Annotated in this window: 21 protein-coding genes; 5 read left to right on the top strand and 16 right to left on the bottom strand. The window is 67.7% G+C overall.

Going from position 1 to position 23,163, the window contains the following annotated elements:
• Positions 1 to 128 precede the first annotated feature (128 nt).
• A complete protein-coding gene (locus tag ACMX37_RS01025; protein WP_483147118.1) occupies positions 129 to 1,265 on the top strand; it encodes an OmpA family protein in 1,137 nt (378 codons plus the stop codon).
• Positions 1,266 to 1,498: 233 nt separating this feature from the next.
• On the opposite strand, the gene ACMX37_RS01020 is transcribed toward ACMX37_RS01025, so the two are convergent.
• From ACMX37_RS01020 to ACMX37_RS00990, 7 genes are all read right to left on the bottom strand, one after another.
• Positions 1,499 to 3,058 (bottom strand): spinster family MFS transporter, encoded by a 1,560-nt coding sequence (locus ACMX37_RS01020; RefSeq protein ID WP_483147117.1) that lies wholly within the window; start codon positions 3,056 to 3,058, stop codon positions 1,499 to 1,501.
• Between the two features lie 51 nt (positions 3,059 to 3,109).
• On the bottom strand, positions 3,110 to 3,802 hold the full coding sequence (queC, locus tag ACMX37_RS01015; protein WP_483147116.1) for a 7-cyano-7-deazaguanine synthase QueC: 693 nt from the start codon (positions 3,800 to 3,802) through the stop codon (positions 3,110 to 3,112).
• Between the two features lie 45 nt (positions 3,803 to 3,847).
• A complete protein-coding gene (locus tag ACMX37_RS01010) occupies positions 3,848 to 4,270 on the bottom strand; it encodes a DUF3617 domain-containing protein (RefSeq protein ID WP_483147115.1) in 423 nt (140 codons plus the stop codon).
• An 86-nt stretch (positions 4,271 to 4,356) separates the two neighbouring features.
• A complete protein-coding gene (gene hslO, locus ACMX37_RS01005) occupies positions 4,357 to 5,259 on the bottom strand; it encodes an Hsp33 family molecular chaperone HslO (protein ID WP_483147114.1) in 903 nt (300 codons plus the stop codon).
• 54 nt (positions 5,260 to 5,313) lie between these two features.
• On the bottom strand, positions 5,314 to 6,264 hold the full coding sequence (argF, locus tag ACMX37_RS01000) for an ornithine carbamoyltransferase (protein ID WP_483147113.1): 951 nt from the start codon (positions 6,262 to 6,264) through the stop codon (positions 5,314 to 5,316).
• Positions 6,261 to 7,460 carry an acetylornithine transaminase gene (locus ACMX37_RS00995; RefSeq protein WP_483147112.1) on the bottom strand — a complete coding sequence of 400 codons (1,200 nt, stop codon included), beginning with the start codon at positions 7,458 to 7,460 and terminating at the stop codon, positions 6,261 to 6,263. Before ACMX37_RS00995 ends, argF begins: the two co-directional genes overlap by 4 nt.
• A gap of 133 nt (positions 7,461 to 7,593) precedes the next feature.
• Positions 7,594 to 8,367: a cold-shock protein gene (locus tag ACMX37_RS00990; protein WP_483147111.1), complete on the bottom strand. Its 774-nt coding sequence runs from the start codon at positions 8,365 to 8,367 to the stop codon at positions 7,594 to 7,596.
• A gap of 259 nt (positions 8,368 to 8,626) precedes the next feature.
• Here ACMX37_RS00990 and ACMX37_RS00985 point away from each other — a divergent pair, with 259 nt between their 5' ends.
• The 4 genes from ACMX37_RS00985 (at position 8,627) to ACMX37_RS00970 (ending at position 12,343) form a co-directional block, all read left to right on the top strand.
• Entirely contained in the window at positions 8,627 to 9,058 is a 432-nt protein-coding gene (locus tag ACMX37_RS00985) for a protein tyrosine phosphatase family protein (protein ID WP_483147110.1), read from the top strand.
• 11 nt (positions 9,059 to 9,069) lie between these two features.
• Positions 9,070 to 9,489, top strand: a complete 420-nt coding sequence (locus ACMX37_RS00980) for a hypothetical protein (RefSeq protein ID WP_483147109.1) — start codon at positions 9,070 to 9,072, stop codon at positions 9,487 to 9,489.
• Positions 9,482 to 10,459: a sterol desaturase family protein gene (locus tag ACMX37_RS00975; RefSeq protein ID WP_483147108.1), complete on the top strand. Its 978-nt coding sequence runs from the start codon at positions 9,482 to 9,484 to the stop codon at positions 10,457 to 10,459. Before ACMX37_RS00980 ends, ACMX37_RS00975 begins: the two co-directional genes overlap by 8 nt.
• A gap of 294 nt (positions 10,460 to 10,753) precedes the next feature.
• The gene (locus tag ACMX37_RS00970; RefSeq protein WP_483147107.1) at positions 10,754 to 12,343 is read left to right on the top strand and encodes a GMC family oxidoreductase; all 1,590 of its coding nucleotides are present in this window, start codon (positions 10,754 to 10,756) and stop codon (positions 12,341 to 12,343) included.
• Between the two features lie 271 nt (positions 12,344 to 12,614).
• On the opposite strand, the gene ACMX37_RS00965 is transcribed toward ACMX37_RS00970, so the two are convergent.
• The 9 genes from ACMX37_RS00965 to ACMX37_RS00925 form a co-directional block, all read right to left on the bottom strand.
• Complete coding sequence (locus tag ACMX37_RS00965; RefSeq protein WP_483147106.1) at positions 12,615 to 13,970, bottom strand: ammonium transporter; 1,356 nt, start codon at positions 13,968 to 13,970, stop codon at positions 12,615 to 12,617.
• A 12-nt stretch (positions 13,971 to 13,982) separates the two neighbouring features.
• The gene (locus tag ACMX37_RS00960; RefSeq protein WP_073973884.1) at positions 13,983 to 14,321 is read right to left on the bottom strand and encodes a P-II family nitrogen regulator; all 339 of its coding nucleotides are present in this window, start codon (positions 14,319 to 14,321) and stop codon (positions 13,983 to 13,985) included.
• 185 nt (positions 14,322 to 14,506) lie between these two features.
• Positions 14,507 to 15,070 (bottom strand): pyridoxamine 5'-phosphate oxidase family protein, encoded by a 564-nt coding sequence (locus ACMX37_RS00955; RefSeq protein ID WP_483147105.1) that lies wholly within the window; start codon positions 15,068 to 15,070, stop codon positions 14,507 to 14,509.
• Between the two features lie 263 nt (positions 15,071 to 15,333).
• Complete coding sequence (locus tag ACMX37_RS00950) at positions 15,334 to 16,203, bottom strand: alpha/beta fold hydrolase (RefSeq protein WP_483147104.1); 870 nt, start codon at positions 16,201 to 16,203, stop codon at positions 15,334 to 15,336.
• 123 nt (positions 16,204 to 16,326) lie between these two features.
• Positions 16,327 to 17,847, bottom strand: coding sequence for a peptide chain release factor 3 (locus tag ACMX37_RS00945; protein WP_483147103.1), 1,521 nt, complete (start codon positions 17,845 to 17,847; stop codon positions 16,327 to 16,329).
• Complete coding sequence (locus ACMX37_RS00940) at positions 17,844 to 18,596, bottom strand: SDR family NAD(P)-dependent oxidoreductase (protein ID WP_483147102.1); 753 nt, start codon at positions 18,594 to 18,596, stop codon at positions 17,844 to 17,846. Before ACMX37_RS00940 ends, ACMX37_RS00945 begins: the two co-directional genes overlap by 4 nt.
• Complete coding sequence (pheT, locus tag ACMX37_RS00935; protein WP_483147101.1) at positions 18,593 to 20,983, bottom strand: phenylalanine--tRNA ligase subunit beta; 2,391 nt, start codon at positions 20,981 to 20,983, stop codon at positions 18,593 to 18,595. The genes ACMX37_RS00940 and pheT overlap by 4 nt, the downstream gene beginning before the upstream one ends.
• Positions 20,980 to 22,080 (bottom strand): phenylalanine--tRNA ligase subunit alpha, encoded by a 1,101-nt coding sequence (pheS, locus tag ACMX37_RS00930; RefSeq protein ID WP_483147100.1) that lies wholly within the window; start codon positions 22,078 to 22,080, stop codon positions 20,980 to 20,982. The genes pheT and pheS overlap by 4 nt, the downstream gene beginning before the upstream one ends.
• Before the next feature lie 91 nt (positions 22,081 to 22,171).
• Positions 22,172 to 23,101 carry a helix-turn-helix domain-containing protein gene (locus ACMX37_RS00925; RefSeq protein ID WP_483147099.1) on the bottom strand — a complete coding sequence of 310 codons (930 nt, stop codon included), beginning with the start codon at positions 23,099 to 23,101 and terminating at the stop codon, positions 22,172 to 22,174.
• Between the last annotated feature and the right edge of the window lie 62 nt (positions 23,102 to 23,163).

Genomic DNA, 23,163 nt, shown 5'->3' with positions numbered 1-23,163 from the left:
TTTTCAGAAGCGCCGCTTTAGCGCGACATTCTTGCAACACCGAAACGGCATTGATCGCTTGCCTCCCGTCAGGGGAAAAGATAGAGACGACCGGTGCCTCAAGTCTAACGCAAAGGGGAAATTTGGAAATGCGCAAACTCGTCATTGGGGTGGCGATGGCTTCGACCGCGCTGACCACGCCTGCCATGGCCCGTGATGGCCAGTGGTACATTCAGGGCGATGGCGGCGTGATGCTCGTCGAAGATCAGAGCCTCGACGTCAACGGCGCGCCGGACAATGCCGCCGCCAATTACGACACCGGCTACGATTTCGGCGGTATCGTCGGCTACGACTTCGGCGCGTTCCGCCTCGAAGCCGAAGCCAGCTACCGTGCAGCCGATCTGGAAGACGTGACGGCCGGCAACCAGGGCCTCGCTCTCAACCCCATCCCGGGCGGCAGCTTCAGCCGCTTCAACGGCACCCGCGAGGCGCTCGGTGAAGTGAACGCGCTGAGCTTCATGCTCAACGGCCTGTTCGACTTCGGTCCGGACGATGGCCTGCAGGCCTTCGCCGGCGGTGGTATCGGTGTGGCCCGCGTGGACATGGATGGCCGCGTGAACGCCAACGGCCCGGGCGTCTGGAACGATTCGGACACCGGCCTGGCATGGCAGCTGCTCGCGGGCATCCGCGCTCCGCTCAGCGACTCGTGGGACGTCGGCCTGAAGTATCGCTACTTCAACGTGCCGGACATCGGCATCGTCGATCCGTTCGGCCGCGCGCTGGACACGAAGCTGACCAGCCACTCGGTCCTCGGCACCATCACCTACAACTTCGGTGGTGAAGAGCCGGCTCCGCCGCCGCCCCCGCCGCCCCCGCCGCCGCCGCCTCCGCCGCCGCCGCCTCCCCCGCCGCCCCCGCCGCCGCCGCAGGCGCCGTGCAACACGGGCCCGTACATCGTGTTCTTCGACTTCGACAAGTCGGACATCACGTCGGAAGCCGCCGGCATCCTCAACAGCGCCGTCACCGCCTATGCGAACTGCGGCACCGCGAGCGTCATGCTGGCCGGTCACACCGACCGTGCGGGCAGCGCGAAGTACAACGAAGGGCTGGCCGAGCGTCGCAACACCTCGGTTCGCAACTACCTGACCGGCCGCGGTATCCCGGCTGCCCGCATCACCGGGCAGGCCTTCGGTGAAACCAAGCCGCGGGTCCCGACCGCCGACGGCGTGCGCGAAGCGCAGAACCGTCGCGTGGAAGTGACCTACGGTCCGGGCTCGGGCATGTAAGCCCAGCCTTCGAGGCTACAGAAAGAGGGGCCGGAGAAATCCGGCCCCTTTTTTTTGGCCGGAGCATGGTCGGGCACGGGAGCGCGTGTCCCAACCTTGCTTGCGGCCGCCGCCTATAGCCCATCCCCATCGGCCGATGGGCGCACAACAGCATGAAACGGAAGAGCGCGCCGCAGCACGGGTCAGTCCCGAGCTGCGGCGCGCTTTCTCGTGCGTGTGGAACGCCGCGTTGACTAGGCCGCCGCAGCTGCCGCGGCGCGCTCGGCGATGGTCGCCTCGGCCCTGGGCAGGGCGCGATAGGCCCAGATCAGCAGCGCCAGCGAAATCGGTGCCACGCCGATCAGCGACAGCACCCCGATCCGCATGCTCCCGCTCAGCTCCGAAATCTGGCCGACCATGTAGGGCCCGAGCCCCAGCCCGACGAGCGTCGTCGCCAGGAAGAATGACGCCGTGGCCGTGCCCCGCATATGCGGCAGGACGAGATCCTGCGTCGTGGCGGCAGCTGCGCCCAGCGCGGTCGCGGCAAACATCCCGGCCAGGAAGTTCATCACGTAGAACACCAGCGCACTCTCGGTGGTGAAACCGACCCAGATCGGGATCACCGGGGCGAGAATGCCGAACATGATCACGAGGATCCGCCCCGAAGGATTGCGGGCGCGCAGCCAGTCGGACATGCGCCCGCCGAGGATCACCCCCAGAAAGCCCGACACGGCGCCGTTGCCTCCGAGCACGAGGGCCAGTTCGGCCTTCGGCAGCGCGAGCACGGTCTCGGCATAGGGCGCCGCCCAGAAGGCCAGCGCATAGGCGCCGAGCGACACCAGCCCGTAGCCGAGCGCGGTGCAGATGAAGGCCGGCGTTCCCCAGATCAGGCTGAACGTCGCCGGATCATGTCGGCGCAGCGTCGCCGCCCAAGAGAACACCGCATAGTAGCCGAAGGCGATTGCCGACCATTGCGGCAGGTTGCCCGTCAGCTCGATCATCACCAGCGCAAGGACGGTCATCGCGGCCGCCATGGCGATGTTGACGACCAGCGCCTTCGGTCCGCGCTGCATCGCGTGGTAGAAGGTGAGCGGCGGCAGCAGCATCGACAGGTCGACGAAGAAGTCCGCCAGCGGGTGCCGCCCCTCCTTCCGGCCCGCATCCGGCGCACGCACAGGCTCGCGCAGCGAGGCCACCCACACGGCCAGCAGCAGCCCCGGCACGCCCACGGCGATGAACGCCGCCTGCCACCCGACCAGCCCCGCCAGACCGCCGCCCGGATAGGCTGCGTCCCACAGCTGCGAGATCTTCGCGCCGATCAGCAGCGACACCCCTCCCCCGAGATACAGGCCCGAGGAATAGATCGCGAGCGCGGTTGCCCGCTGGCGCGAAGGGAAATAGTCGGAGATCAGCGAATAGGCCGTCGGGCTGGCGGTCGCCTCGCCTACGCCCACACCCATGCGGGCGAGCGACAGCGTCAGGTAATTGCGCGCCAACCCCGAAAGCGCGGTCATCGTCGACCACAGCACCAGGCCGATGGTCAGCAACCGCACCCGGTGCCAGCGATCCGCCAGCCTGCCGAGCGGCACCCCGAACAGCGCGTAGAAGACCGCGAAGGCCGCACCTCCGAGAAAGCCCAGCTGCCCGTCGGTCAGCTCGAGGTGACGCTTGATGTCGACGGCGAGGATCGAGAGGATCTGCCGGTCGATGAAGTTGAGGATGTAGACCACCACCAGAACGCCCAGCACATACCAGCTGTAGGCGGATGCAGGTTGTTCGCTGCGGCTGGCGGCAGCCGTCGTGTCCTCGGTCAATGCTGATCCCCTCTCTCGGATAATCCCATGGCCCGGACGGGCCGCGCCGTGTCAGACGTTGTAGGCGGTGCTATCGACAATCCCCGCCTCGGCAAAACCCTTTTTCCGCAGCCGGCAGGAATCGCACAGCCCGCAGGCGCGTCCCTCGGGCGTCGGGTCGTAGCACGACCAGCTCCACGCCGGATCGAGCCCCAGCCGCGCGCATTCGCGGGCGATATCGGCCTTGGTCATGTGCTGGAGCGGTGCGTGGATCGTGAAGGGTGCGCCCTCCACCCCCGCCTTGGTGCCGAGCCGCGCGGTCTCGGCGAAACTGGCGATGAACTCCGGCCGGCAATCGGGATAGCCCGAATAGTCCAGCGCATTGACCCCGATGAACACGTCGCGCGCCCCCGCCGCCTCGGCGCAGGCGGTGGTCAGCGCAAGGAACACGAGGTTGCGCGCCGGCACATAGGTCACCGGGATGTCGTCCCCCACCCCGCCCTTGGGCACATCGATCGCATCGGTGAGCGCCGAGCCCCCGAAGGCACGCAGGTCGAGCGCGATCTGGGTGTGACGGGCAAGGCCCAGCTGCCCGGCGATGCGCGCGGCGGATTGCAGCTCGAGCTTGTGGCGCTGTCCGTAATCGACCGTCAGCGCGTGGACGGCAAAGCCCGCTTCCTGCGCGAGCGCCGCCGTCACCATCGAATCCAGCCCGCCCGACAGCAGCACCACGGCCAGCGGCTTGGTTTGTCCTGGTTCACTCATGCGCGCGGCCCTAACACGGCGGCGGGCAAAGGCAATGGAGCCGCCTCAGCACGGTCCGGTGCGGCGGGCCTCGGCGGTCATCTGGAACGGCATCCCGTCGTGGATGCCCTGGCTTTCGAGCTGCACGAGCGCGCCCGTCTCGCGGCGGATGCTGGTGCGGCCATAGCCGTTGCCGGGGCAGGTGTACTGCACCGTCACCCGCGCCGCGCCGTCCTCGACCACGAAACGGCTGCACCCGCTCTCGCGGTGCATCAGTTGAATCAGCTCGGCCCCGGACTTGAGGCAGATCTTCCGGTCCGCCGCGCCGCCGCGCTGCTTGATCGTCCATTCGCCCTTGGTCAGCGTGCCGAGCATGGCGAGCCCGGCACCCTGCGCGAGCACAGGCACGGCGAGGCACAGCGCCGCGCCGGCAGCCGCGAGGCCCCACGGCGCCAGCCTGCGCATCCGGGTTGTGTTTGCGTCGGTCATCCCGTTCCTCTTGCCAGCTTTCGGCAGCTGCGAATTGCAAAAATTGGCCTGCCGGCACGAAAATGCCCGGCCTTTTCGACGAAGGTTCAGATCGCGAGGGCGAAGGTCTTCGAGCAGAAGGCGCAATCGACCGCGATCACGCCGTCGGGGCCGCGCATGTCCTCCTGTTCCTCGGGCGGGAAGCGGGCGATGATCGCCTCGTAATGCGCTGCGGTGCAGCGGCATCCGCGCGAAAGCGCCGCGCCGGGCAGCACCCGCACTTCCTCCTCCTCGTGAAACAGTCGCCAGGCGATCGCCTCGAGCGACAGGTCCGGATCGAGCAGCTCGTCGTGGCTGATCGAGCCCGCCATCACGGCGACGTGTTCCCAGTCGGGATGATCCATCCGCACGTGGAGCCGTTCACGCCCTTCCTCGCCGTCGGGCAGGTGCTGGACCAGCAGGCCCGCCGCCGCCCGCCCGCCAGCGCCTGCACGGCTGGCGACCCGGATCAGCGTCGGGATCTGTTCCGACTGGCCGAAATAGCTCTCGCACGCCTCGGCGAGGCTGTCGCCCTCGAGCGGGACGATCCCCTGATAACGCTGGCGCCCCTCGGTCTCGAAGGTGATCGCGAGATAGCCTTCCCCGAACAGCGCCGGAAGGCTCGGGTTCGCGCCCAGTGCGGCCAGCCGCTCGCCATCGAACTCGGCATAGCCGCGCACCGCGCCGGCGCGATAGTCGCACACCAGCAGGCTCACGATCCCGCCACGGGTCTGGGCCTGCATGGTCATCTGCGCCTCTTCGCCCTTGAGCAGCCCGCCCATCAGCGCGCCCAGCACCAGCGCCTCGCCCAGCAGATGCGTGATCGGCGCGGGATAGTCATGGGCCGAGAGCACCTGCTCCAGCACCCTGTCCATCCGCACGATCCGCCCGCGCGCATTGCGCCCCGGCAGGGTGAAGCCCATCAGCGTGTCGGCGAAGGTCTCGGCAATATCGGTCGTCGTGTCAGCCATGACGCGCCATATGGGGATGCTTCGTGTCAGGCGAAAGACCCCGCTTGATCGCGCTCAGTCGCCAAGCAGCCCGAAACTCCACAACAAGACGGATTTCTGCGCGTGGATGCGGTTCTCCGCCTCGTCGAACACCACCGACTGCGGGCCTTCGAACACGTCCCCGGCCACTTCCTCGCCGACATGGGCGGGGAGGCAGTGGAGGAACACCGCGTCGGGCCTGGCCAGCGCCATCAAGTCGGCATTGACCTGATAGGGCGCCATCGCCGCGAGCTTCGCCTCGGCGTGGGCCTGCCCCATCGAGATCCAGGTGTCGGTGACGATCACGTCGGCCCCGCGCGCGGCGGCCTCGGCATCCTGCGTCAGCGTCACCACCGCCCCGCGTTCGCGCGCGAGTGCGACGAAGGCCGGATCGGGTTCGTAGCCCGCAGGAGTCGCGACGCGGACATTGAACTTCATCAGCCCCGCCGCCTCGAGGATCGAGTGCAGCACGTTGTTGCCGTCTCCGAACCACGCGACTTCCAGCCCGGGGAGCGCCTTGCCGTGCTCGATCACCGTCAGCAGGTCGGCGACGATCTGGCAGGGGTGCGACATGTCGGTGAGGCCGTTGATCACCGGCACCGTCGCGTGGGCGGCCATTTCCTCGATCTTGGCGTGATCGTCGGTGCGCAGCATGATGCCGTCGACCATCCGGCTGAGCACGCGGGCGGTGTCGGCGATGCTCTCTCCCCGTCCCAGCTGGCTCGAAGCCGAATCGAGCAGCAGCACCGTGCCGCCCAGCTGGCGCATCGCGATGTCGAAGCTGACTCGGGTGCGGGTCGAGTTCTTCTCGAACACCAGCGCCAGCACGCGGCCCGCGAGCGGCGCATCGGCATCGGGTGCGCCCTTCGGCAACCCGGAACGCGCCGCCTTGCGGTCCAGCGCGTCGCCCAACATGGCCGCGATCGCATCGCCCCCGGCATCGCCGAGGTCGAGGAAGTGGCGATAGTGCCCCCCTGCGCCGCTCATGCCGGTTCCGGCACCTTGAAGCTCGCCGCACCGGCGGAAAGCTTGTCGAAGAACTCGTCGATCTCCGCATCGCCGATCACCAGCGGCGGGATGATGCGGATGGTGTTGTCGCCCGCCGCCACGGTCAGCAGCTGGTGGTTGTCGCGCAGGTGCACGTAGAAGGGGCGGCTCTCCATCTTCATCTTGAGGCCGAGCATCAGGCCCTTGCCCCGCACCAGCTCGAACAGCTCGGGATAGTTGCCGATGAACTGTTCGAGCCGCGCGCGCAGGCGCTCGCCCTTTTCGGCGACTTCGGTGAGGAAGGCCTCGTTCGCCACGGCCTCCATCACCGCCGTCCCCGCCGCCATCGCCAGCGGGTTGCCGCCATAAGTCGATCCGTGGGTGCCGAAGGTCATGCCGCGCGCGGCCTTCTCGGTGGCGATGCAGGCGCCGAGCGGAAAGCCGCCACCGATGCCCTTGGCGGTCGCCATGATGTCGGGGGTGATCCCGTAATGCTCGTAGGCATAGAGCTTGCCCGTGCGCGCGACGCCGCACTGCACCTCGTCGAGCACCAGCATCAGGTCATGCTCGTCGGCGAGCGCGCGCAGGCCCTGCATGAATTCCTGCGAGGCGGGGCGGATGCCGCCTTCGCCCTGGATCGGCTCGACGAGGAAACCCGCCGTATGCGGGCCGATGAGGGCCTTGGCCGCTTCCAGATCGTCGAAGGGGGCATACTTGAACCCGTCGAGCAGCGGCGAGAAGCCGTGGTGCATCTTGGTCTGGTTCGAGGCGCTGATGGTCGCCATCGTCCGGCCGTGGAAGGCGTTGTGGAAGGTGATCAGCTCGTAGCGGTCCGGGTTGCCCGCATCGCCCGCGTTCTGGTGATAGGCGCGCGCGGTCTTGATCGCGCACTCGACCGCCTCGGCCCCCGAATTGGTGAAGAACACCGTGTCGCCGAAGGTGGTGTCGACCAGCATCTGCGCCAGCTTCTCCCCCTGCGGGCTGCCGTAGAGGTTCGAGACGTGCATCAGCGTCGCGGCCTGCTGCTGGATCGCGCCGATCAGCCCTTCATGCGAATGGCCGAGCAGGTTGACCGCGATGCCGCTCGCGAAATCGAGGTAGCGGGTGCCGTCCTCGTCGATGAGATGGCAGTGCTCGCCGCGCACCGGCCGGACACCGCAACGCGGATAGACGGGCATGAGCGGAGTGATCGACATGATGCTGTTTCCTGAGATTGAGAATCGCGGGTCTGAAACGCAAATGGCGGCCCTGAACCAGAGCCGCCATCTGCATTCCGTTTAATCTTCCGGCTCCCCCTGGTCAAACCGCGGGGAGCGGGTTGCGGCCGGGTCAGCCTTCGATCGGTGCCAGATTGACGGCGGAGTATTTTCCGCGTCGATCGACTTCGAGATCGAATTCGTAGCGTTCGCCCTCGTTGATGCCCGAAAGGCCCGAACGCTCGACCGCGCTGATGTGGACGAAGGCGTCCGGCTGGCCGTCATCGCGCACGAGGAAGCCGAAGCCCTTCATCGCGTTGAAGAACTTGACCGTCCCCTTGGCGCGCTCGCCGGTCAGCTCGCGCTGCGGCGCGGCGGGCTTGGCCGCCACGGCAATCACGTCGCCGACGATCTGGAGGTCCTGCGCCGACACCTTGCCGCCGCGATCCACGAGGTTGTACTGGAGCTCCTGCCCCTCGGCGAGACCTTCGAGGCCGGCACGCTCGACCGCGGAGATGTGAACGAACACATCCTCGCCGCCGCCTTCCTGCTGGATGAAGCCGAAGCCCTTCTGGCTGTTGAAGAACTTCACCGTGCCCTTGCCGGTGCCGACGATCTGGGCGGGCATGCGGCTGAAGCCGCCGCCACCGCCACCACCGCCGCCACGCGGGCCGCCGCCGAAGCCGCCGCCACCGCCGCGCGGGCCGCCGCCGCCGCCACCGCCGTAGCGATCGCCGCCACCGCCGCCGCCGTAGCGGTCACCACCGCCGAAACGGTCGCCGCCGCGGTCGCCGAAGTCGCGCGGGGGCGGAAAACCGTCCATCCCGCCGCCAAACGGATCGAAGCCATCTTCACCGAAACCGTCGCGCTTGTCTCGGCCGCGCCGGCGTCCCCTATCGTAACCCATAGATCAGTACGTACCTTGCCACACTGCCCGTCCTCCATTGTGCCGATGTCGTGGACAGTGAGCCGCACCGGACACAGACGCGCCGATCTTGTGGTCCGGAGCGCACGTTCATGGAGGTATAGCGCACAAAAGCTTGCTTTGCGAACGAAATCACCGGGCGGCCATCGGCACCGCGCCACGCCCGGCCGGCGACGCTTGTGCAAGGGGCGCGCTTTGGGCATGAACGGGGCGAGACGCCCGGTCACAAGCAGGACACAGCATGAGCGATTTCCGCCGCATCAACGAGAATGTGTTGGTCAGCCCGCAACTTGCGCTGGCGGATATCGCCGCCGCCGCAGCACAGGGCGTGACGACCATCGTCAACAACCGCCCCGACGGCGAGGAGCCTTCGGCACCGCAGGGCGACGAGATCGAAGCCGCCGCCGCCGCCGCCGGTCTGAACTATGTGGCCATTCCCGTGGGCCACGCCGGCTTCAGCGAGCCGCAGGTCGACGCCATGATCGCCGCGATTGAGCAGGCCGAGGGCCCGATTCTCGCCTATTGCCGATCGGGCACGCGATCGACCCTGCTGTGGGCGCTGGCGAGCGCCAAGCAGGGCGAGGACCCGGACGCCATCGCCCGCGCCGCCGCGCAGGCGGGCTACGACGTGAGCCCGATTCGCACCATGATCGACATGCTGGCCGCGCGCTGAGGCGCCTGCCTGTGGACTTGCTGGTCCAGACCGCCGGTTCTCTGGTCGCGATCCTCGCGCTGGCGGGGCTGGCATGGTGGCTGAAGCTCGGCGGGACGCCGCGGCTGGACAGCGAGGCGGCGGTGGCCCGCGCGGCCGGCGAAATCGAGGACGGGTTCACCCCCTCCACCATCGCCTGCGATGCCGAGGGCGCGAGCGCGCTGGCGCGCGACACCGCGGGGCGGATCATGGTGATCAAGCGCCACGGCAACCGCTTCGCCGGGCGCGTGCTCGGCCGCGGCGCGCAGGCGCGGCTGTGGCGCGACCTCGGCGAGACCGCGCTCGAGGTCGATCCCGGCGAGGCGCGCTTCGGCAAGGTCTTCCTCTCGATCCCCGACGCGCAGGCTTGGGCCGAGGCGATCAATCGGGTAGAAGCGCGGCAGGATGCCTGACTTCAATCCCACCCAATATGCCGTGCCGCTGTTCGTGGTGGCCGTGCTGGCCGAGATGATCTGGGCCAAGTTCCGCGCGCCCGAGGCCTACGAGCCGAAGGACACGCTCGTCAGTCTTGCCTTCGGCCTCGGTTCGACCGTGGCGGGCGCGCTGCTCGGCGGCTTTGCGCTCGCCCTGTTCATCAAGGCCTACGAATACCGCATCTTCGACTTCGGCCCCGAATGGTGGACCGTGTGGTGGGCATGGCCCGTGTGCTTCGTCCTCGACGATCTCAAGTATTACTGGGTGCACCGTGCCGGCCACCGCATCCGCTGGATGTGGGCGAGCCACGTGAACCACCACTCCAGCCAGCACTACAACCTGTCGACCGCGCTCAGGCAGACCTGGACCGGATCGCTGACCTTCGGCTTCCTGTTCGCGGTGCCGCTGGTGCTGCTCGGCTTCCATCCGGCGATGATCGCGATCTGCGGCGGGTTCAACCTCATCTACCAGTTCTGGATCCACACCGAGGCGATCCACAGGATGCCCGCGTGGTTCGAGGCGGTGATGAACACGCCCAGCCACCACCGTGTCCACCACGCCACCAACCCGCGCTATCTCGACCGCAACTATGCGGGGGTGTTCATCGTCTGGGACCGGATGTTCGGCACCTTCACGCCCGAGGTCGACGACGAGCCGATCCGCTACGGGATCGTCAAGCAGCTCGGCAGCTTCAACCTCCTCTGGGCGGTGTTCCACGAATGGATCGGGATGATCGCCGACATCGCCCGCGCGCCGTGGCGGCACAAGCTTTCCTACCTGCTGCGCGAACCCGGCTGGAGCCATGACGGCAGCCGCGAGACCTCCGACATGATCCGCGCCCGCTGGGAATCGAGATCGCGGCAGGCGCGGAGCGGCGCTCAGGTTGCACCACTCGCAACTTCAGTAGCTGATCGAAACGCGATTGCGGGCGGCGCGGAAGCTGCCTAAACCTTTCCCAACGAGCACGTCCCGGCCACTCCGTGTCACCGTGACGGAGCGGAATCCGGCGCAGTGCAAGGCGCGAGGAGGGAGCGATGCTGATGCATCGTGACCGACGAGCAACGCCGCAATGCGCCGGATTACGCCCGCCGCGAAGCGGTTGCGCCAGGGAGCCCGCTGGACGGCGTTGCGGCGATTGCGGGGGCAACCAGCCCCTGCTGCACGTCGCGCCTTGCCAGCGGACTCCCTGACGCAATCACGGTAACACGGAGTGGCCGGGACGTGCTCTGAAAGGGAGAGATCATGGAAAGCTTCGACTACATCGTCATCGGCGGTGGCAGCGCGGGCAGCGCTGTCGCAGGGCGTCTCGCGGTGGACGGCACGCGCCGGGTGTGTCTGCTGGAAGCGGGCGGCACCAACGACAACGTCTGGATCAAGACGCCGGGCTTCATGCCCTTCATTCCCGAGAAGTCGAACTACAAGTACGAGACCGTTCCCCAGAAGGGCCTGAACGGGCGGACCGGCTACCAGCCGCGCGGGCGGGGCCTTGGCGGCTCCTCGGCGATCAACGCGATGGTCTATATCCGCGGCAACCGCTGGGATTACGACAACTGGGCGGCCGAGGGTGCGACCGGCTGGGCCTATGACGACGTGCTCCCCTACTTCAAGCGCGCCGAGGCGAACGAGCGCGGCGGCGACGACTACCACGGCCACGGAGGCCCGCTGTTCGTCGAGGACCAGAAGCATGCCAACCCCGCCTCCCACGCCTTCGTCGACGCGGCGGCGGCGTTGCAGCTGCGCACCAATCCCGATTTCAACGGCGAGCGCCAGGAGGGCTTCGGCCTCTACCAGGTGACCCAGCGCAAGGGCGAACGCTGGTCTGCGGCGCGCGCCTATGTGGAGCCGATCCGCGATGCAGGCAACTTCGCCGTGCGCACCGACACGCTGGTCGAGAAGCTGCTGATCGAGGGTGGGCGTGTCACCGGCGTGCAGGTTCGTCGCGGGGGCGTTGTGCAGTCGTTGCTCGCCCGTCGCGGGGTCATTCTGTCCGCAGGCGCCTTCAACTCGCCCCAGATCCTGATGCTGTCAGGGATAGGCCCCGCCGCGCATCTCAAGGCCCACGGCATCGAGGTGGTGCTCGACCGCGCGGGCGTCGGCGGCAATCTCCAGGACCATATCGACTACGTCTCCGGCTGGGAGACCGAGAGCAACGTGCTGATCGGCGGAACGCTGCGCGGCACGCTGAAGATGGCGGCGGCCATGGTCGAGCACCGGCTGAAGCGCACGGGCGTGATGACCACCTGCTATGCCGAAGCCGGCGGGTTCTGGACCGTCATGCCCGATAGCCCCGCCCCCGATGTGCAATGGCACTTCGTCCCCGCCGTGCTCGAGGACCACGGGCGCGAGAAGGTGAAGGCGCACGGCTTCTCGCTCCACGCCTGCGTGCTGCGCCCCGAGAGCCGGGGGACGGTGCGCCTCGGGAGCGCCGATCCGGCAGCGGCTCCGGTGATCGACCCCAACTTCCTCGACGACGAGCGCGACATGGCGGTTCTGCGCGCTGGCGTGCGCCTGTCGCACCGCATCGCAGAGGCCCCGCCGATGCAGGCCTTCGGACCGAAGGACCGCCATCCGGTCGACCTCCATGACGACGCCGCGCTCGACGCATTGATCCGCAACCGCGCCGACACGGTCTATCACCCGGTCGGCACCTGCCGGATGGGGAGCGATGCGGATGCCGTGGTCGATCCCACGCTCAGGCTCAACGGGCTGGACGGCCTGTGGGTGGCCGATGCGAGCGTGATGCCCAAGATCGTCAGCGGCAACACCAACGCCCCGAGCATCATGATCGGCGAGAGGTGCGCCGACTTCGTGATGGCAGCGGAGCGGGTCTAACCCCACCGCAATAGACGCGCTGATCCGGCCCGCCGAAGGACGGGCCGCGAGCGCACGCGCGCGAGCCGCAGGCGATCAGGCCCGCAGGGCCTGAGACTCGCCGAGGGCGACCCCGCGGAGGCGGGGTCGCAAACAAGAAACTCAAACAAAAAAAGGCCGGAGACGCTCTGGGCGGCTCCGGCCATGTTCAGTCTGTTCGTTCGCAGGAGGAACAAGGTGAGGCGGGGGGAGGGGAGAGGGAGAGAGAGGCCTCCCCCCGCCAAACTGGAGATTAGTTGTAGGCGCGCTCCCCGTGTTCGGAGATGTCGAGGCCGTTGACTTCGCTTTCCTCGTCGACCCTGAGGCCGGTGACAGCCTTGGCGATGAAGATGGCGATCGTGGTGCCGACCGCGGCGAGGGCGATGGTGAAGGCCGAGGCGAAGGCCTGGACGCCGAGCTGGGAGACCATGTCGTAGTCCTCGCCGCCCGGACCGCCGAGGGCAGGCGAGAAGACGATGGCGGTGCCGATCGCGCCGACGATACCGCCCACCCCGTGGATGCCGAAAGCGTCGAGCGCATCGTCATAGCCGAGCGCCGGCTTCACCTTGGCGACGAAGAAGTAGCAGACGATCGAGGCGATCGCGCCGAGCAGGATCGCGCCGAAGGGGCCCGAGTTGCCCGCCGCCGGGGTCACCGCGACGAGGCCGGCGATCACGCCCGAGCAGAAGCCCAGTGCCGAGCCCTTGTGGCCCATCGCCCGCTCGGTCAGCATCCAGAACAGGCCGCCCGCCGCCGTGGCAACGAAGGTGTTGATCATCGCGAGCGCCGCCGAGCCGTTGGCTTCCAGCGCCGAGCCGGCGTTGAAGCCGAACCAGCCCACCCACAGCAGGCCCGTGCCGACCATCGTCAGCGTCAGGCTGTGCGGCGGCATCGGCTCGTTGGGGTAGCCGCGGCGCTTGCCGAGGATGAAGGCCGCGACCAGCGCCGAGATGCCGGCGTTGATGTGCACCACCGTGCCGCCCGCGAAGTCGAGCGCGCCCATCGCGAAGAAGAAGCCGCGCGCTTCCCACACCATGTGGGCGATCGGGAAGTAGACGATCGTCAGCCAGACCAGCGTGAACACCATCGTGGCCGAGAACTTCATCCGCTCCACCACCGATCCGAGCACCAGCGCGGCGGTGATCGCGGCGAAGGTCATCTGGAAGCTGATGAAGATGTATTCGCTGATGACCTCGTCGGTGAAGGTCGCCGCGGTCGAATCCGGAGTGACCCCGGCGAGGAAGAACTTGCCCCAGCTGATCCACTCGTTGCCTTCCGGACCGAAGGCGAGGCCGTAGCCCCACATCACCCACACCAGCATCGCCAGCGATGCGGCCGCGCCGATCTGGGTCATGGTCGAGAGCATGTTCTTCGACCGGGTGAGGCCGCCGTAGAACAGCGCGAGGCCGGGCAGGATCATCAGCAGCACGAGGACGGTCGCCGTCATCATGAAGCCGTTGTTGCCGGGGTTCGGCAAGGCGGGTGCGGCTTCGGCCACTTCGGCGACGACTTCGGCCACCTCGGCCGCAGGAGCAGCAGCGAGCGCGGGCGCGGCCAGCAGCAGGGCCCCCGTCATCAGGGCTGCGGTCTTAACGAGAAAACGCTTCATGAACTTGCCCCCTCAGAGCGCGGTTTCGCCGGACTCGCCGGTGCGGATGCGGGTTGCGGAGGCGAGATCGAGGACGAAGATCTTCCCGTCGCCGATCGCGCCCGTGTTGGCGGTCGCCTGGATGGTTTCGACCACCTGCGCGGCGATCTCGTCGCTGGCGGCAATCTCGAGCTTCACCTTGGGAAGCATGTTGGTGGAGTATTCGGCCCCGCGGTAGATTTCCGTCTGGCCCTTCTGCCGGCCGAAGCCCTTGACTTCGGTGACGGTCATTCCGGCGATGCCGATGCCGCTCAACGCCTCGCGCACGGTGTCGAGCTTGAACGGTTTGATGATGGCGATGATGAACTTCATCTGTGGCCCCTGTTGCGCCGGATTTTTCCGGCCATCGGAGACACAGCAACAAGCGTGCCAGATTTGTGTAACGCGTTTGACGCAATGGAATCAGCGCGATTCTTCGCAACTGCGGTAGAATGCGTGCCTAAATTTTCACCATGTGATTAACTTATGAGCAATTCCTGCGGTGAAACGCGCCGCAATCAGCCCTCGGCGTCGGCGATGAACCTGTCGGTGGCGCGGGTCGGGAGGCCGTCGATGCTGCGGGTGCGTCCGGCCATCTTGGCCGTCCATGCCGTGGGATCGGACTGGCGGTGCGCCTTCTTCAGCGTGTCGCGCTCGCCCTCGAGCGTCATGAAGGGCACGCCCCAGCCGCAGGAGGACTGCACGCTCTCGACCGCGATGTCGAAGATCTGGCGGGTTCCGGCAATCATGGTGAAATGGCCGGCGAGCTCCTCCCAGCCCGCGTCCTGCGGAAGGACAGGCCTACCCCGACCGTAGATCCGCAGGATCAGGGCCGGTTGCCGGAAGTTGCAGAACATCACCGTGATGCGCCCGTCTGCGGCAAGGTGGGCATGGGTCTCGTTCCCCGATCCGCCGAGGTCGAGATAGGCGACCCGGTCCGGCGCGATCACGCGGAAGGCGTCATAGCCCTTGGGGCTGAGGTTGATCCGCCCCTCCGCCGAGGCCGTGGCCACGAAGAACACCGGCTGGGCGGCGATCATGGCGATGTGCTTTTCGGTCAGCGTGTCGGTGAAATCGGCCATGCGAACCCTCCTCGCGCCGGCCCTAGCACAGGTGCGCGCGCGCGACAGGAGCCTTTCCTACAGCAGGTGGCGCGCGTTAGGCCGCGCGCGGCTCTTTCGCATTGTCGACGCCCCGGCAGGACACGCAAACGCCGCGCACAGTGTCAACTTCGGTTTTGCGGTCTATCGCATAGAAAGATAAAGAGAATTCCTGTAGGATTGCAAAGTTCACAGTGTCAACTTTGTAAACTTAGCGGAGCCTGTCGCCTCGCCTCCCGGCGCCATCACAGGAATTCGCGCAAGGTCGCGATGAAGCGGTCGAACTGGTCGTGATGGAGCCAGTGGCCCGCCTTCTCGAACTCGATCACCCGAGCGGTGTTGAAGTGGGCGATCCGCCCGTCCTTCTCCGGGTTCGAAGCCCAGGAGTCCGCCCCGTAGAGCAGCAGCGTCGGGCAGGTGATCGCACCCCAAAGCGCCTCGATGAATTCATCGCCGATGTCCTCGACCGGCCAGACATTGAGATGCGGATCGAACTTCCAGCTGTAGGTGCCGTCCTCGTTGCGGTTGACCCCGTGAACGGTGAGGTGGCGGGCCTGATCCTCGGTGAGGTAGGCGTTCTCCTCGATCATGCGGGCGAAGGCGGCCTCGATGCTCTCGTATTTGCGCGGGGTGCGGCCGGCGGCCTTGCGCTTCTTCTCGATCCATTCGGCGAGGCGCTCGGGATAGGGCTGGCTGCGCTGCTTCTCGCGCCATTCGGGCGAGGGGCCGAGACCCTCGATCGCGACGAGCTTCGTCACCATGTCGGGGAAGGCGCCCGCGTAGCGCAGCGCAACGTTCCCGCCCATCGAGTGCGCCACCATCCTGACCGGCCCCACGCCGAGCTGATGGATAAGCTGGGCGAGGTCATAGACCATGTCGGCGGCGGAATAGATCCCGTCCGATACCCAGTCGGAATCGCCATGCCCGCGGTGGTCCATGGCGATGACGTGGTAATCCTCACGCAGCGCCTCTGCCGTCCAGTCCCAGCTTCGGGCATGGTCCCGCCCGCCGTGCACCAGCACCAGCGGAGGCTTCCCGCGCCCTCCCCAGTCGAGATAGTTGAGGCGAAGGCGCTGCGAGATGAAGGTCTGCGAGGTCGGGCCGGCGGTCTGCATGGATGATGCTTTGGCCAAAGCTTGCGCTTTGGGCAAGTCACCCGCGCTCCCGCTCGTGTCGAGCGCAGTCGAGACACCCCGAACAAGCCTCTCGACTTTGCTCGAGGCGAATGGGGGCGGGTTCTACCGTTCCTTGGTCGCCGAGAAGGTCAGCTCAGGGTTCTTCTCCACCTGGTAGCTCACGTCCCACGGGCTCTTGGCCATGAACACGAGGTCGCCGTCGCGGTCCTTGGCGAGGTTCGCGCGGTTGAAGCTGGCGAAGTCGTCCAGTGCCTTCCCGTCACCCTTGATCCACCGCGCGGTGGCGAAAGGCGAGGGTTCGAGCACGGCCTCGACCTTGTATTCCGCCTCAAGCCGGCTGATCAGCACCTCGAGCTGTAGCTGGCCGACCACGCCGACGATGTGGGCCGATCCGATCTCGGGGTAGAAGACCTGGATCACGCCCTCTTCGCTGAGGTCGTCGAGTGCCTTCCGCAGCTGCTTGGTCTTCGTGGGGTCCTTCAATTGCACCCGGCGCAGGATCTCGGGCGCGAAGTTGGGCAGGCCCGTGAAGCGCACCTGGTTGCGCTCGGACAGGGTGTCGCCCACCCGCAGGGTGCCGTGGTTGGGGATGCCGATGATGTCGCCCGCTTCCGCCGTGTCGGCCAGCTCGCGGTCCTGCGCGAAGAACAGGATCGGGGAGTGGACCGCGATGGGCTTGCCCAGCCCGCTCGGGGTCAGCTTCATACCCCTTTTGAAGGTGCCCGAGACCTGCCGCATGAAGGCGATGCGGTCGCGGTGGTTGGGGTCCATGTTGGCCTGCACCTTGAAGATGAAGCCGGTCACCTCGTCGCGCTCCGGGCTGATCTGCTCCTCGCCCGCCGGCTGGGGACGCGGCGGGGGCGCGAAGCGGGCGATGGCGTCGATCAGCTCGGTGACGCCGAAATTCTTGAGCGCGGAGCCGAAATAGACCGGCGTCAGGTCGCCGTGGCGGAAGGCCTCGAGGTCGAATTCGGGATAGCCGCCGCGCGCCAGCTCGATCTCGTCGGCGAAGCGCTGGGGAATGGCGGCCGTGTCGCGGGTGCCGAGGAACTCGCGGCTCGGGCCTTCGGGGCGGCTGATGGTTTCGGTGGCGAAATCGAGCAGCCCCTCGAACTCGCCGCCCATGCCGATCGGCCACATCTGGGGCGAGACATCGAGCGCCAGCATGTCGGCGACCTCGTCCAGCGTCTCGAAGGGATCGCGGCCCTCGCGGTCGACCTTGTTGACGAAGGTGATGATCGGCACGCTCCGCAGGCGGCAGACCTCGAACAGCTTTCGGGTCTGCGGCTCGATGCCCTTGGCCGCGTCGATCACCATCACTGCCGAGTCCACGGCGGTCAGCGTCCGGTAGGTGTCCTCGGAGAAGTCCTCGTGGCCCGGGGTGTCGAGCAGGTTGAAGACGATCCCGTCCTTCTGGAAGGTCATCACGGAGGAGGTGACCGAGATCCCGCGCTGCTGCTCGATCTTCATCCAGTCCGACCGCGCCCGCCGCGCAGCCCCACGCGCCTTGACCTCGCCCGCAAGGTGGATCGCGCCGCCCTGGAGCAGCAGCTTCTCGGTCAGCGTGGTTTTCCCTGCGTCAGGGTGCGAGATGATCGCGAAGGTGCGGCGATTGGAGGTCACTGGTTGTCGCGTGCGACGCGGAAGCCCGCGAAGTCCTGGTTGACCGGCATCAGCTCGATCCGGTTGATGTTGAGATGCGGCGGCAGGCTGGCGATCCAGCCGATGGTGTCGGCGATGTCCTCGCCGGTCATCGGGTTGACGCCGGCGTAGAGCTTGTCGCTGGCCTCCTGGCTGCCGGTGCGCACCAGGGTGAACTCGGTCTCGACCATGCCCGGCTCGATGCTGGTCACGCGCACCCCCGTGCCATGCAGGTCGGCGCGCAGGGCGAGCGTGAAGTGGTTCACGAAGGCCTTGGACCCCGCATAGACGTTGCCGCCCGGATAGATGTAGCTCCCCGCGACCGAACCGATGGCGATGATCGCGCCCTTGCGTTCGATCAGCCCCGGCAGGAGCTTGCGGGTCAGCACCACCATCGCGGTGATGTTGGTGTCGATCATGGTCTGCCAATCGTCGAGACTGGCGTTCTGCGCGGCGGAGAGACCCTGTGCGAGGCCGGCGTTGTTGACCAGCAGGTCGATGTCGCGGAAGCCTTCGGGGAGCGATGCCAGCGCGGCATCGAGCGCGGGCGTGTCGCGCACGTCGAAGCACAGGGCATGGACCTTGTCCGCGCCCAGCTCCGCGACCAGCGCATCGAGCCGCTCCTGCCGCCGCCCGGTGGCGACGCAGCGCCAGCCGTCGGCGACGAGGCGGCGCACGGTGGCAAGGCCGATCCCGGCGGTGGCGCCGGTGACGAAGGCGGTCTTGCTCATCCGCGCAGCTCCCCGCCCAGCTTGGCGGCCGCGGCGACGACCTTCTCGGCGATGGCCTTGAGGTCGGCGTCCTTGAAGCTGGCCTCGCCCGGCTGGAGCGTGACTTCCACCGCGATAGACTTCTTGCCTTCCGGCACGCCCTGCCCGGCAAAAACGTCGAACACGCGCACGGCGGTGATGAACCTCTTGTCCGCGCCCTGCACCGCGCGCACGAGGTCGCCCGCCGCCAGCGTTGCCGGGACGAGGAAGGCGAAATCGCGGGTCACGGCCTGCAATGCCGGCGGCGTGAAGCCCGGACGCGCGAAGGCCGCGCCCTTCTTCGCCGAGATCGCGTCGAGAAACAGCTCGACCGCGGCGATCGGCCCTTCGGCGTCGAAGGCCTTGAGCGTCGCCGGATGCACCATCCCGAAGCGCGCCAGCACGACCTTGGGGCCGAGGCGCAGGGTGGCCGACTGGCCGGGGTGGAACTGCGGCCCCGCCTCGCCCATCACCATCAGGTTGGCGACCGGAGCGCCGGCCGCTTCGAGCAGCTGGAGCGCGAGCGCCTTGGCATCATAGGCGTCGAACGCCTTGGCCTTGCCGCTCTGCCAGCCGCGCGGGGTCTTCTCGCCCGCCAGCACGATGCCGAGGGTCGGCTTCTCGTCGCTGAGGCCGTTCGGCCCGCGGAAATAGCGCCGCCCGATCTCGAACAGCCGCGAGGAGGCCGCGCCGCGATCGGCGTTGCGCTTGGCCGCCATCAGCAGGCCGGGGAGCAGCGAGGGGCGCATCGCCTTCATGTCCTCACTGATCGGGTTGGCGAGCACCCAGGGCGTGTCGTTGCCGTCGGAGAAGTGGTTCGCAGCCCATTCGGGGAGGAAGGACCAGGTCACCGCTTCGTTGAGGCCGCTGGCGGCGGCGGCACGGCGCAGGCCGCGCTCCAGCTTCTGCTGCGGCGTGGCGGTGGGGCGGGCGACGCCTTCTGTGCGGGGGAGCGCGACGCTCGCGACCTTGTCGAGACCGTGGATGCGTACGACTTCCTCGACCAGATCGGCCGGGCCCTCGATGTCGTGGCGGCGCAAGGGGCAGGTGACCTGCCAATCGGCACCAACCGTGAACCCGAGGCCTTCGAGGATGCGCTTCTGTTCGCCCTCGGGCACCTCCACACCGCCGAGGCGGGTGGTAAGGGCCGGGTCGAAGGCGACGACCTTCGCCTGCGACGGGGGCGAACCGGCGCGCACCCCCTCGCTGGGCTGGCCGCCCGCAAGCTCGACGATGAGGCCGGTGAGGAGGTCTAGCCCGCCGTCGAGGAACTCGGGGTCCACCCCGCGCTCGAAACGGGTGCGAGCGTCGCTGGAAAGCCCCAGCTTGCGCCCGGTCGCGCCGATCCGCGGGGGATCGAAATAGGCGATCTCGAGCAACACATCGGTGGTCGTCTCCGACACGCCCGAATGCTCGCCGCCCATGATCCCGGCGATGTCGTGCACACCCGCGTCGTCGGCGATCACGACCATTTCGCTGTCGAGCGTGTAGGTCTTCTCGTTCAATGCCAGCACCTGCTCGCCCTTGCGCGCGCGGCGGGCAACCACTGCGCCCGAAAGCTTGGCGAGGTCATAGGCGTGGGCCGGGCGCCCGAAGCCGAGCATCAGGTAATTGGTGAGATCGACCAGCAGCGAGATCGGGCGCTGGCCCGCGCTCTTGAGCCGGGCCTGAAGCCAGTCGGGCGAGGGACCATTCTTCACCCCCGTGATCACGCGCCCGTAGAAGGCCGGGCAGCCCTCCGGATCGTCGGTGCGAATCTCCACCGGACACGCGCCGCTCGCGCTGAACGCGGGCGTGGCAATCGGCTTCAGCGTCCCCAGACCCTTTGCCGCCAGATCGCGGGCGATGCCGTAGACGCCCATGCAATCGGGGCGGTTGGGAGTCACGGCGACCTCGATCACCGGGTCGGAGCCGTGGTAGTCGGCAAAGCTGGTGCCGACCGGCGCATCGTCGGGCAGTTCGATGATCCCGTCGTGATCCTCGCCCAGTTCGAGCTCGCGGGTCGAGCACATCATGCCGTTGCTCTCGACCCCGCGGATCGCGCTCTTGCGCAGCACCATGCCGTTGGCGGGCACGGTCGCGCCGGGGAGCCCCAGCACGCCCTTCATCCCCGCGCGTGCATTTGGAGCACCGCAGACGACTTGCAGCGGCTGGCCGTCACCCGTGTCGACGGTGAGCACCTGAAGCTTGTCGGCATCGGGGTGACGCGCAGCGGTCAGCACCTTCGCGACGCGAAAACCGGCGAGCTTCTCCGCCGGGTCCTCCACCCCCTCGACCTCGAGGCCGATGGCGTTGAGCGCGTCGCAGATCTCCGCCACCGAAGCGGTGGTCTCGAGGTAATCCTTGAGCCAGGTCAGCGAGAACTTCATGCGCGTGCTCCCACGCCTGCGGAAAGCGTCGGCTGGTCGAAGGGCGAGAAGCCGTAGTGCTGGAGCCAGCGCGGATCGCCGTCGAAGAAGGCGCGCAAGTCGTTCATCCCGTATTTGAGCATTGCGATGCGGTCGATCCCGAGGCCGAAGGCGAAGCCCTGCCACTCGGCCGGATCGAGCCCGCCCGCGGCGAGCACGCGCGGGTTCATCATCCCGCTACCGCCCAGTTCCATCCACGCATGGCCCGGCGCATCGCCGTGCCCGCCGACGACCCGGCGGCCACCCTCGTTCGAATAGCCGACATCAACCTCGACGCTCGGTTCGGTGAAGGGGAAGTAGCTTGGGCGCAGGCGCAGCACGATGTCCTCGCGCTCGAAGAAGGCCTTGAAGAAGGTCTCCAGCGTCCACTTGAGGTGGCCGAGGTGGATGCCCTTGTCGATCACCATGCCTTCGACTTGGTGGAACATCGGGGTGTGGGTGGCATCGCTGTCGGAACGGTAGACGCGGCCCGGCGCGATCACGCGGATCGGCGCGCCCTGCTGGATCATCGCGCGGACCTGGACGGGCGAGGTGTGGGTGCGCAGGAGGATGTCCTTCCCGTCCGCCGTCTTGTCCGGGAAATAGAAGGTGTCGTGCATCGCCCGCGCGGGGTGGGTCTCGTCCATGTTGAGCGCGGTGAAGTTGTGCCAGTCGTCCTCGATCTCGGGGCCGGTGGCGACCGCGAAGCCGAGGTCGGCGAAGATCTCGGCGAGCTCGTCCATGACCTGCGAGACGGGGTGCACCGAACCCTTGGGAGCGGCCTGGGCCGGAAGCGTCAGGTCGATCGTCTCGCGCGCCAGCTGCTCCTCGAGCGCGGCGGCTTCCAGCGCGGCCTTCTTGGCGTCGAGCGCCTCGACGATGGCGGCGCGGGCGGACTGGATCGCGGGGGCGGCGGCGGTGCGCTCCTCGGGGCTCATGCCACCGAGGGTCTTGAGGGCGAGGCTTACCCAGCCCTTCTTGCCGAGGGTTTCGAGCCGCTCGGCCTCGAGCGCATCGAGGCTGTCAGCCGCAGCGATCGCGGCCAGCGCGGCCTGTGTCTGGGATGTGATGTCGGTCATGGTTTTCGAATGTTCCGCCCGCGGGATTTCGCCGCCGCCCGCTAGCGGCAAATCGCCACGATTGCAAAGCGCCAGTGCCGCGCCGGCGCGGTCAGCGCGGCGAGGGGGGCGGAGGCGGGTCGAGCGTCTGCGCCGCGCTCCCCCAGACCCGCGCGCGGGCCTCCATGAACGAGGTCAGGATCGGATGGTCGAGCGCGGCATATTCGCTCGGGTTCATGGTCATGAACTCGCGGAACTCGCGCGTGAACTGCGCCTGGTCGTGGTAATGGGCGTCCATCGCCTCGGTCCAGCGGGTGCCGCGGTGGAGCATGAAGGTCGTCAGGCTGCGCATGAACCGCTGGCGGCGCATCAGCAGCTTGGGCGAGAAGCCGAAATAGCGCGCGCAGATCCGCTCGAGCGTGCGGATGCTCATCGCGCAGGCATCGGCAAGATCGTGAACCGAGGCGTGATCGCCACTCACCAGCCCGGCGTGGACGCGCGCGATGCGCGGCTCGTCGCGGTTGCGGCGCATCGCGGCCGTCATCGCGGCGACGATCGCGTCATATTGCTCGTCGAGCGTCGCCTCGGGGTCGCACAGCACCTCGGCAAGGCCGTCGAAATGGGCGAAGGCGGGGTGCGCTGCGCCGTCGCAGACGATGTTCGCGCAAACACTGGCATCGGCATCGAAGAACCGCGCCCAGCCGAGCGGCAGGAAGCCCACCCCCCACATCCGCACCGGGCCCAGCGCGAACCGGCACGGCAACGCGCTCGGTCCGGTGCCGACGAAACGCGCGCCGCTCACCCTGCTTGCGGCGATCTCGGCCTCGGGCGGGGTGCCGCAGAAGAAGCGGATGTTGGCCCATTCCGGCTGGAGGTAATCGGTGACCCGCGCCGCGCCTTCGGGAAGGTCGAGCGTCAAGTGATAGAAGGTCGTGAAGCAGCCCGCGAACTCGGGCGGCGGCTCGCGGAACTCGGCTGACAGCCGATAGGCCTGTAGTGACGCGAGGCGCCGCGCGGCACGCTGGTTAATTCCATCCCCCATGGATGCAGATAGCCGCAGATGGCGCGGTTTTACAAGAGGAGTGACGGGTTTCTACAAGGCGC

This window comes from Porphyrobacter sp. THAI-01a (genome assembly GCF_056868655.1).
Note: the sequence above shows the minus strand (reverse complement) of the source record. Positions and strands in the feature narration are given on the sequence as shown.

Bases quoted from the DNA above. Each gene is read 5' to 3' on its own strand.
- ACMX37_RS01025 (WP_483147118.1), top strand. From the start codon at position 129: ATGCGCAAACTCGTCATTGGGGTGGCGATGGCTTCGACCGCGCTGACC.
- queC (WP_483147116.1), bottom strand. From the start codon at position 3,802: ATGAGTGAACCAGGACAAACCAAGCCGCTGGCCGTGGTGCTGCTGTCG.
- ACMX37_RS01010 (WP_483147115.1), bottom strand. From the start codon at position 4,270: ATGACCGACGCAAACACAACCCGGATGCGCAGGCTGGCGCCGTGGGGC.
- hslO (WP_483147114.1), bottom strand. From the start codon at position 5,259: ATGGCTGACACGACGACCGATATTGCCGAGACCTTCGCCGACACGCTG.
- argF (WP_483147113.1), bottom strand. From the start codon at position 6,264: ATGAGCGGCGCAGGGGGGCACTATCGCCACTTCCTCGACCTCGGCGAT.
- ACMX37_RS00995 (WP_483147112.1), bottom strand. From the start codon at position 7,460: ATGTCGATCACTCCGCTCATGCCCGTCTATCCGCGTTGCGGTGTCCGG.
- ACMX37_RS00990 (WP_483147111.1), bottom strand. From the start codon at position 8,367: ATGGGTTACGATAGGGGACGCCGGCGCGGCCGAGACAAGCGCGACGGT.
- ACMX37_RS00985 (WP_483147110.1), top strand. From the start codon at position 8,627: ATGAGCGATTTCCGCCGCATCAACGAGAATGTGTTGGTCAGCCCGCAA.
- ACMX37_RS00975 (WP_483147108.1), top strand. From the start codon at position 9,482: ATGCCTGACTTCAATCCCACCCAATATGCCGTGCCGCTGTTCGTGGTG.
- ACMX37_RS00970 (WP_483147107.1), top strand. From the start codon at position 10,754: ATGGAAAGCTTCGACTACATCGTCATCGGCGGTGGCAGCGCGGGCAGC.
- ACMX37_RS00965 (WP_483147106.1), bottom strand. From the start codon at position 13,970: ATGAAGCGTTTTCTCGTTAAGACCGCAGCCCTGATGACGGGGGCCCTG.
- ACMX37_RS00960 (WP_073973884.1), bottom strand. From the start codon at position 14,321: ATGAAGTTCATCATCGCCATCATCAAACCGTTCAAGCTCGACACCGTG.
- ACMX37_RS00955 (WP_483147105.1), bottom strand. From the start codon at position 15,070: ATGGCCGATTTCACCGACACGCTGACCGAAAAGCACATCGCCATGATC.
- ACMX37_RS00950 (WP_483147104.1), bottom strand. From the start codon at position 16,203: ATGCAGACCGCCGGCCCGACCTCGCAGACCTTCATCTCGCAGCGCCTT.
- ACMX37_RS00940 (WP_483147102.1), bottom strand. From the start codon at position 18,596: ATGAGCAAGACCGCCTTCGTCACCGGCGCCACCGCCGGGATCGGCCTT.
- pheT (WP_483147101.1), bottom strand. From the start codon at position 20,983: ATGAAGTTCTCGCTGACCTGGCTCAAGGATTACCTCGAGACCACCGCT.
- pheS (WP_483147100.1), bottom strand. From the start codon at position 22,080: ATGACCGACATCACATCCCAGACACAGGCCGCGCTGGCCGCGATCGCT.
- ACMX37_RS00925 (WP_483147099.1), bottom strand. From the start codon at position 23,101: ATGGGGGATGGAATTAACCAGCGTGCCGCGCGGCGCCTCGCGTCACTA.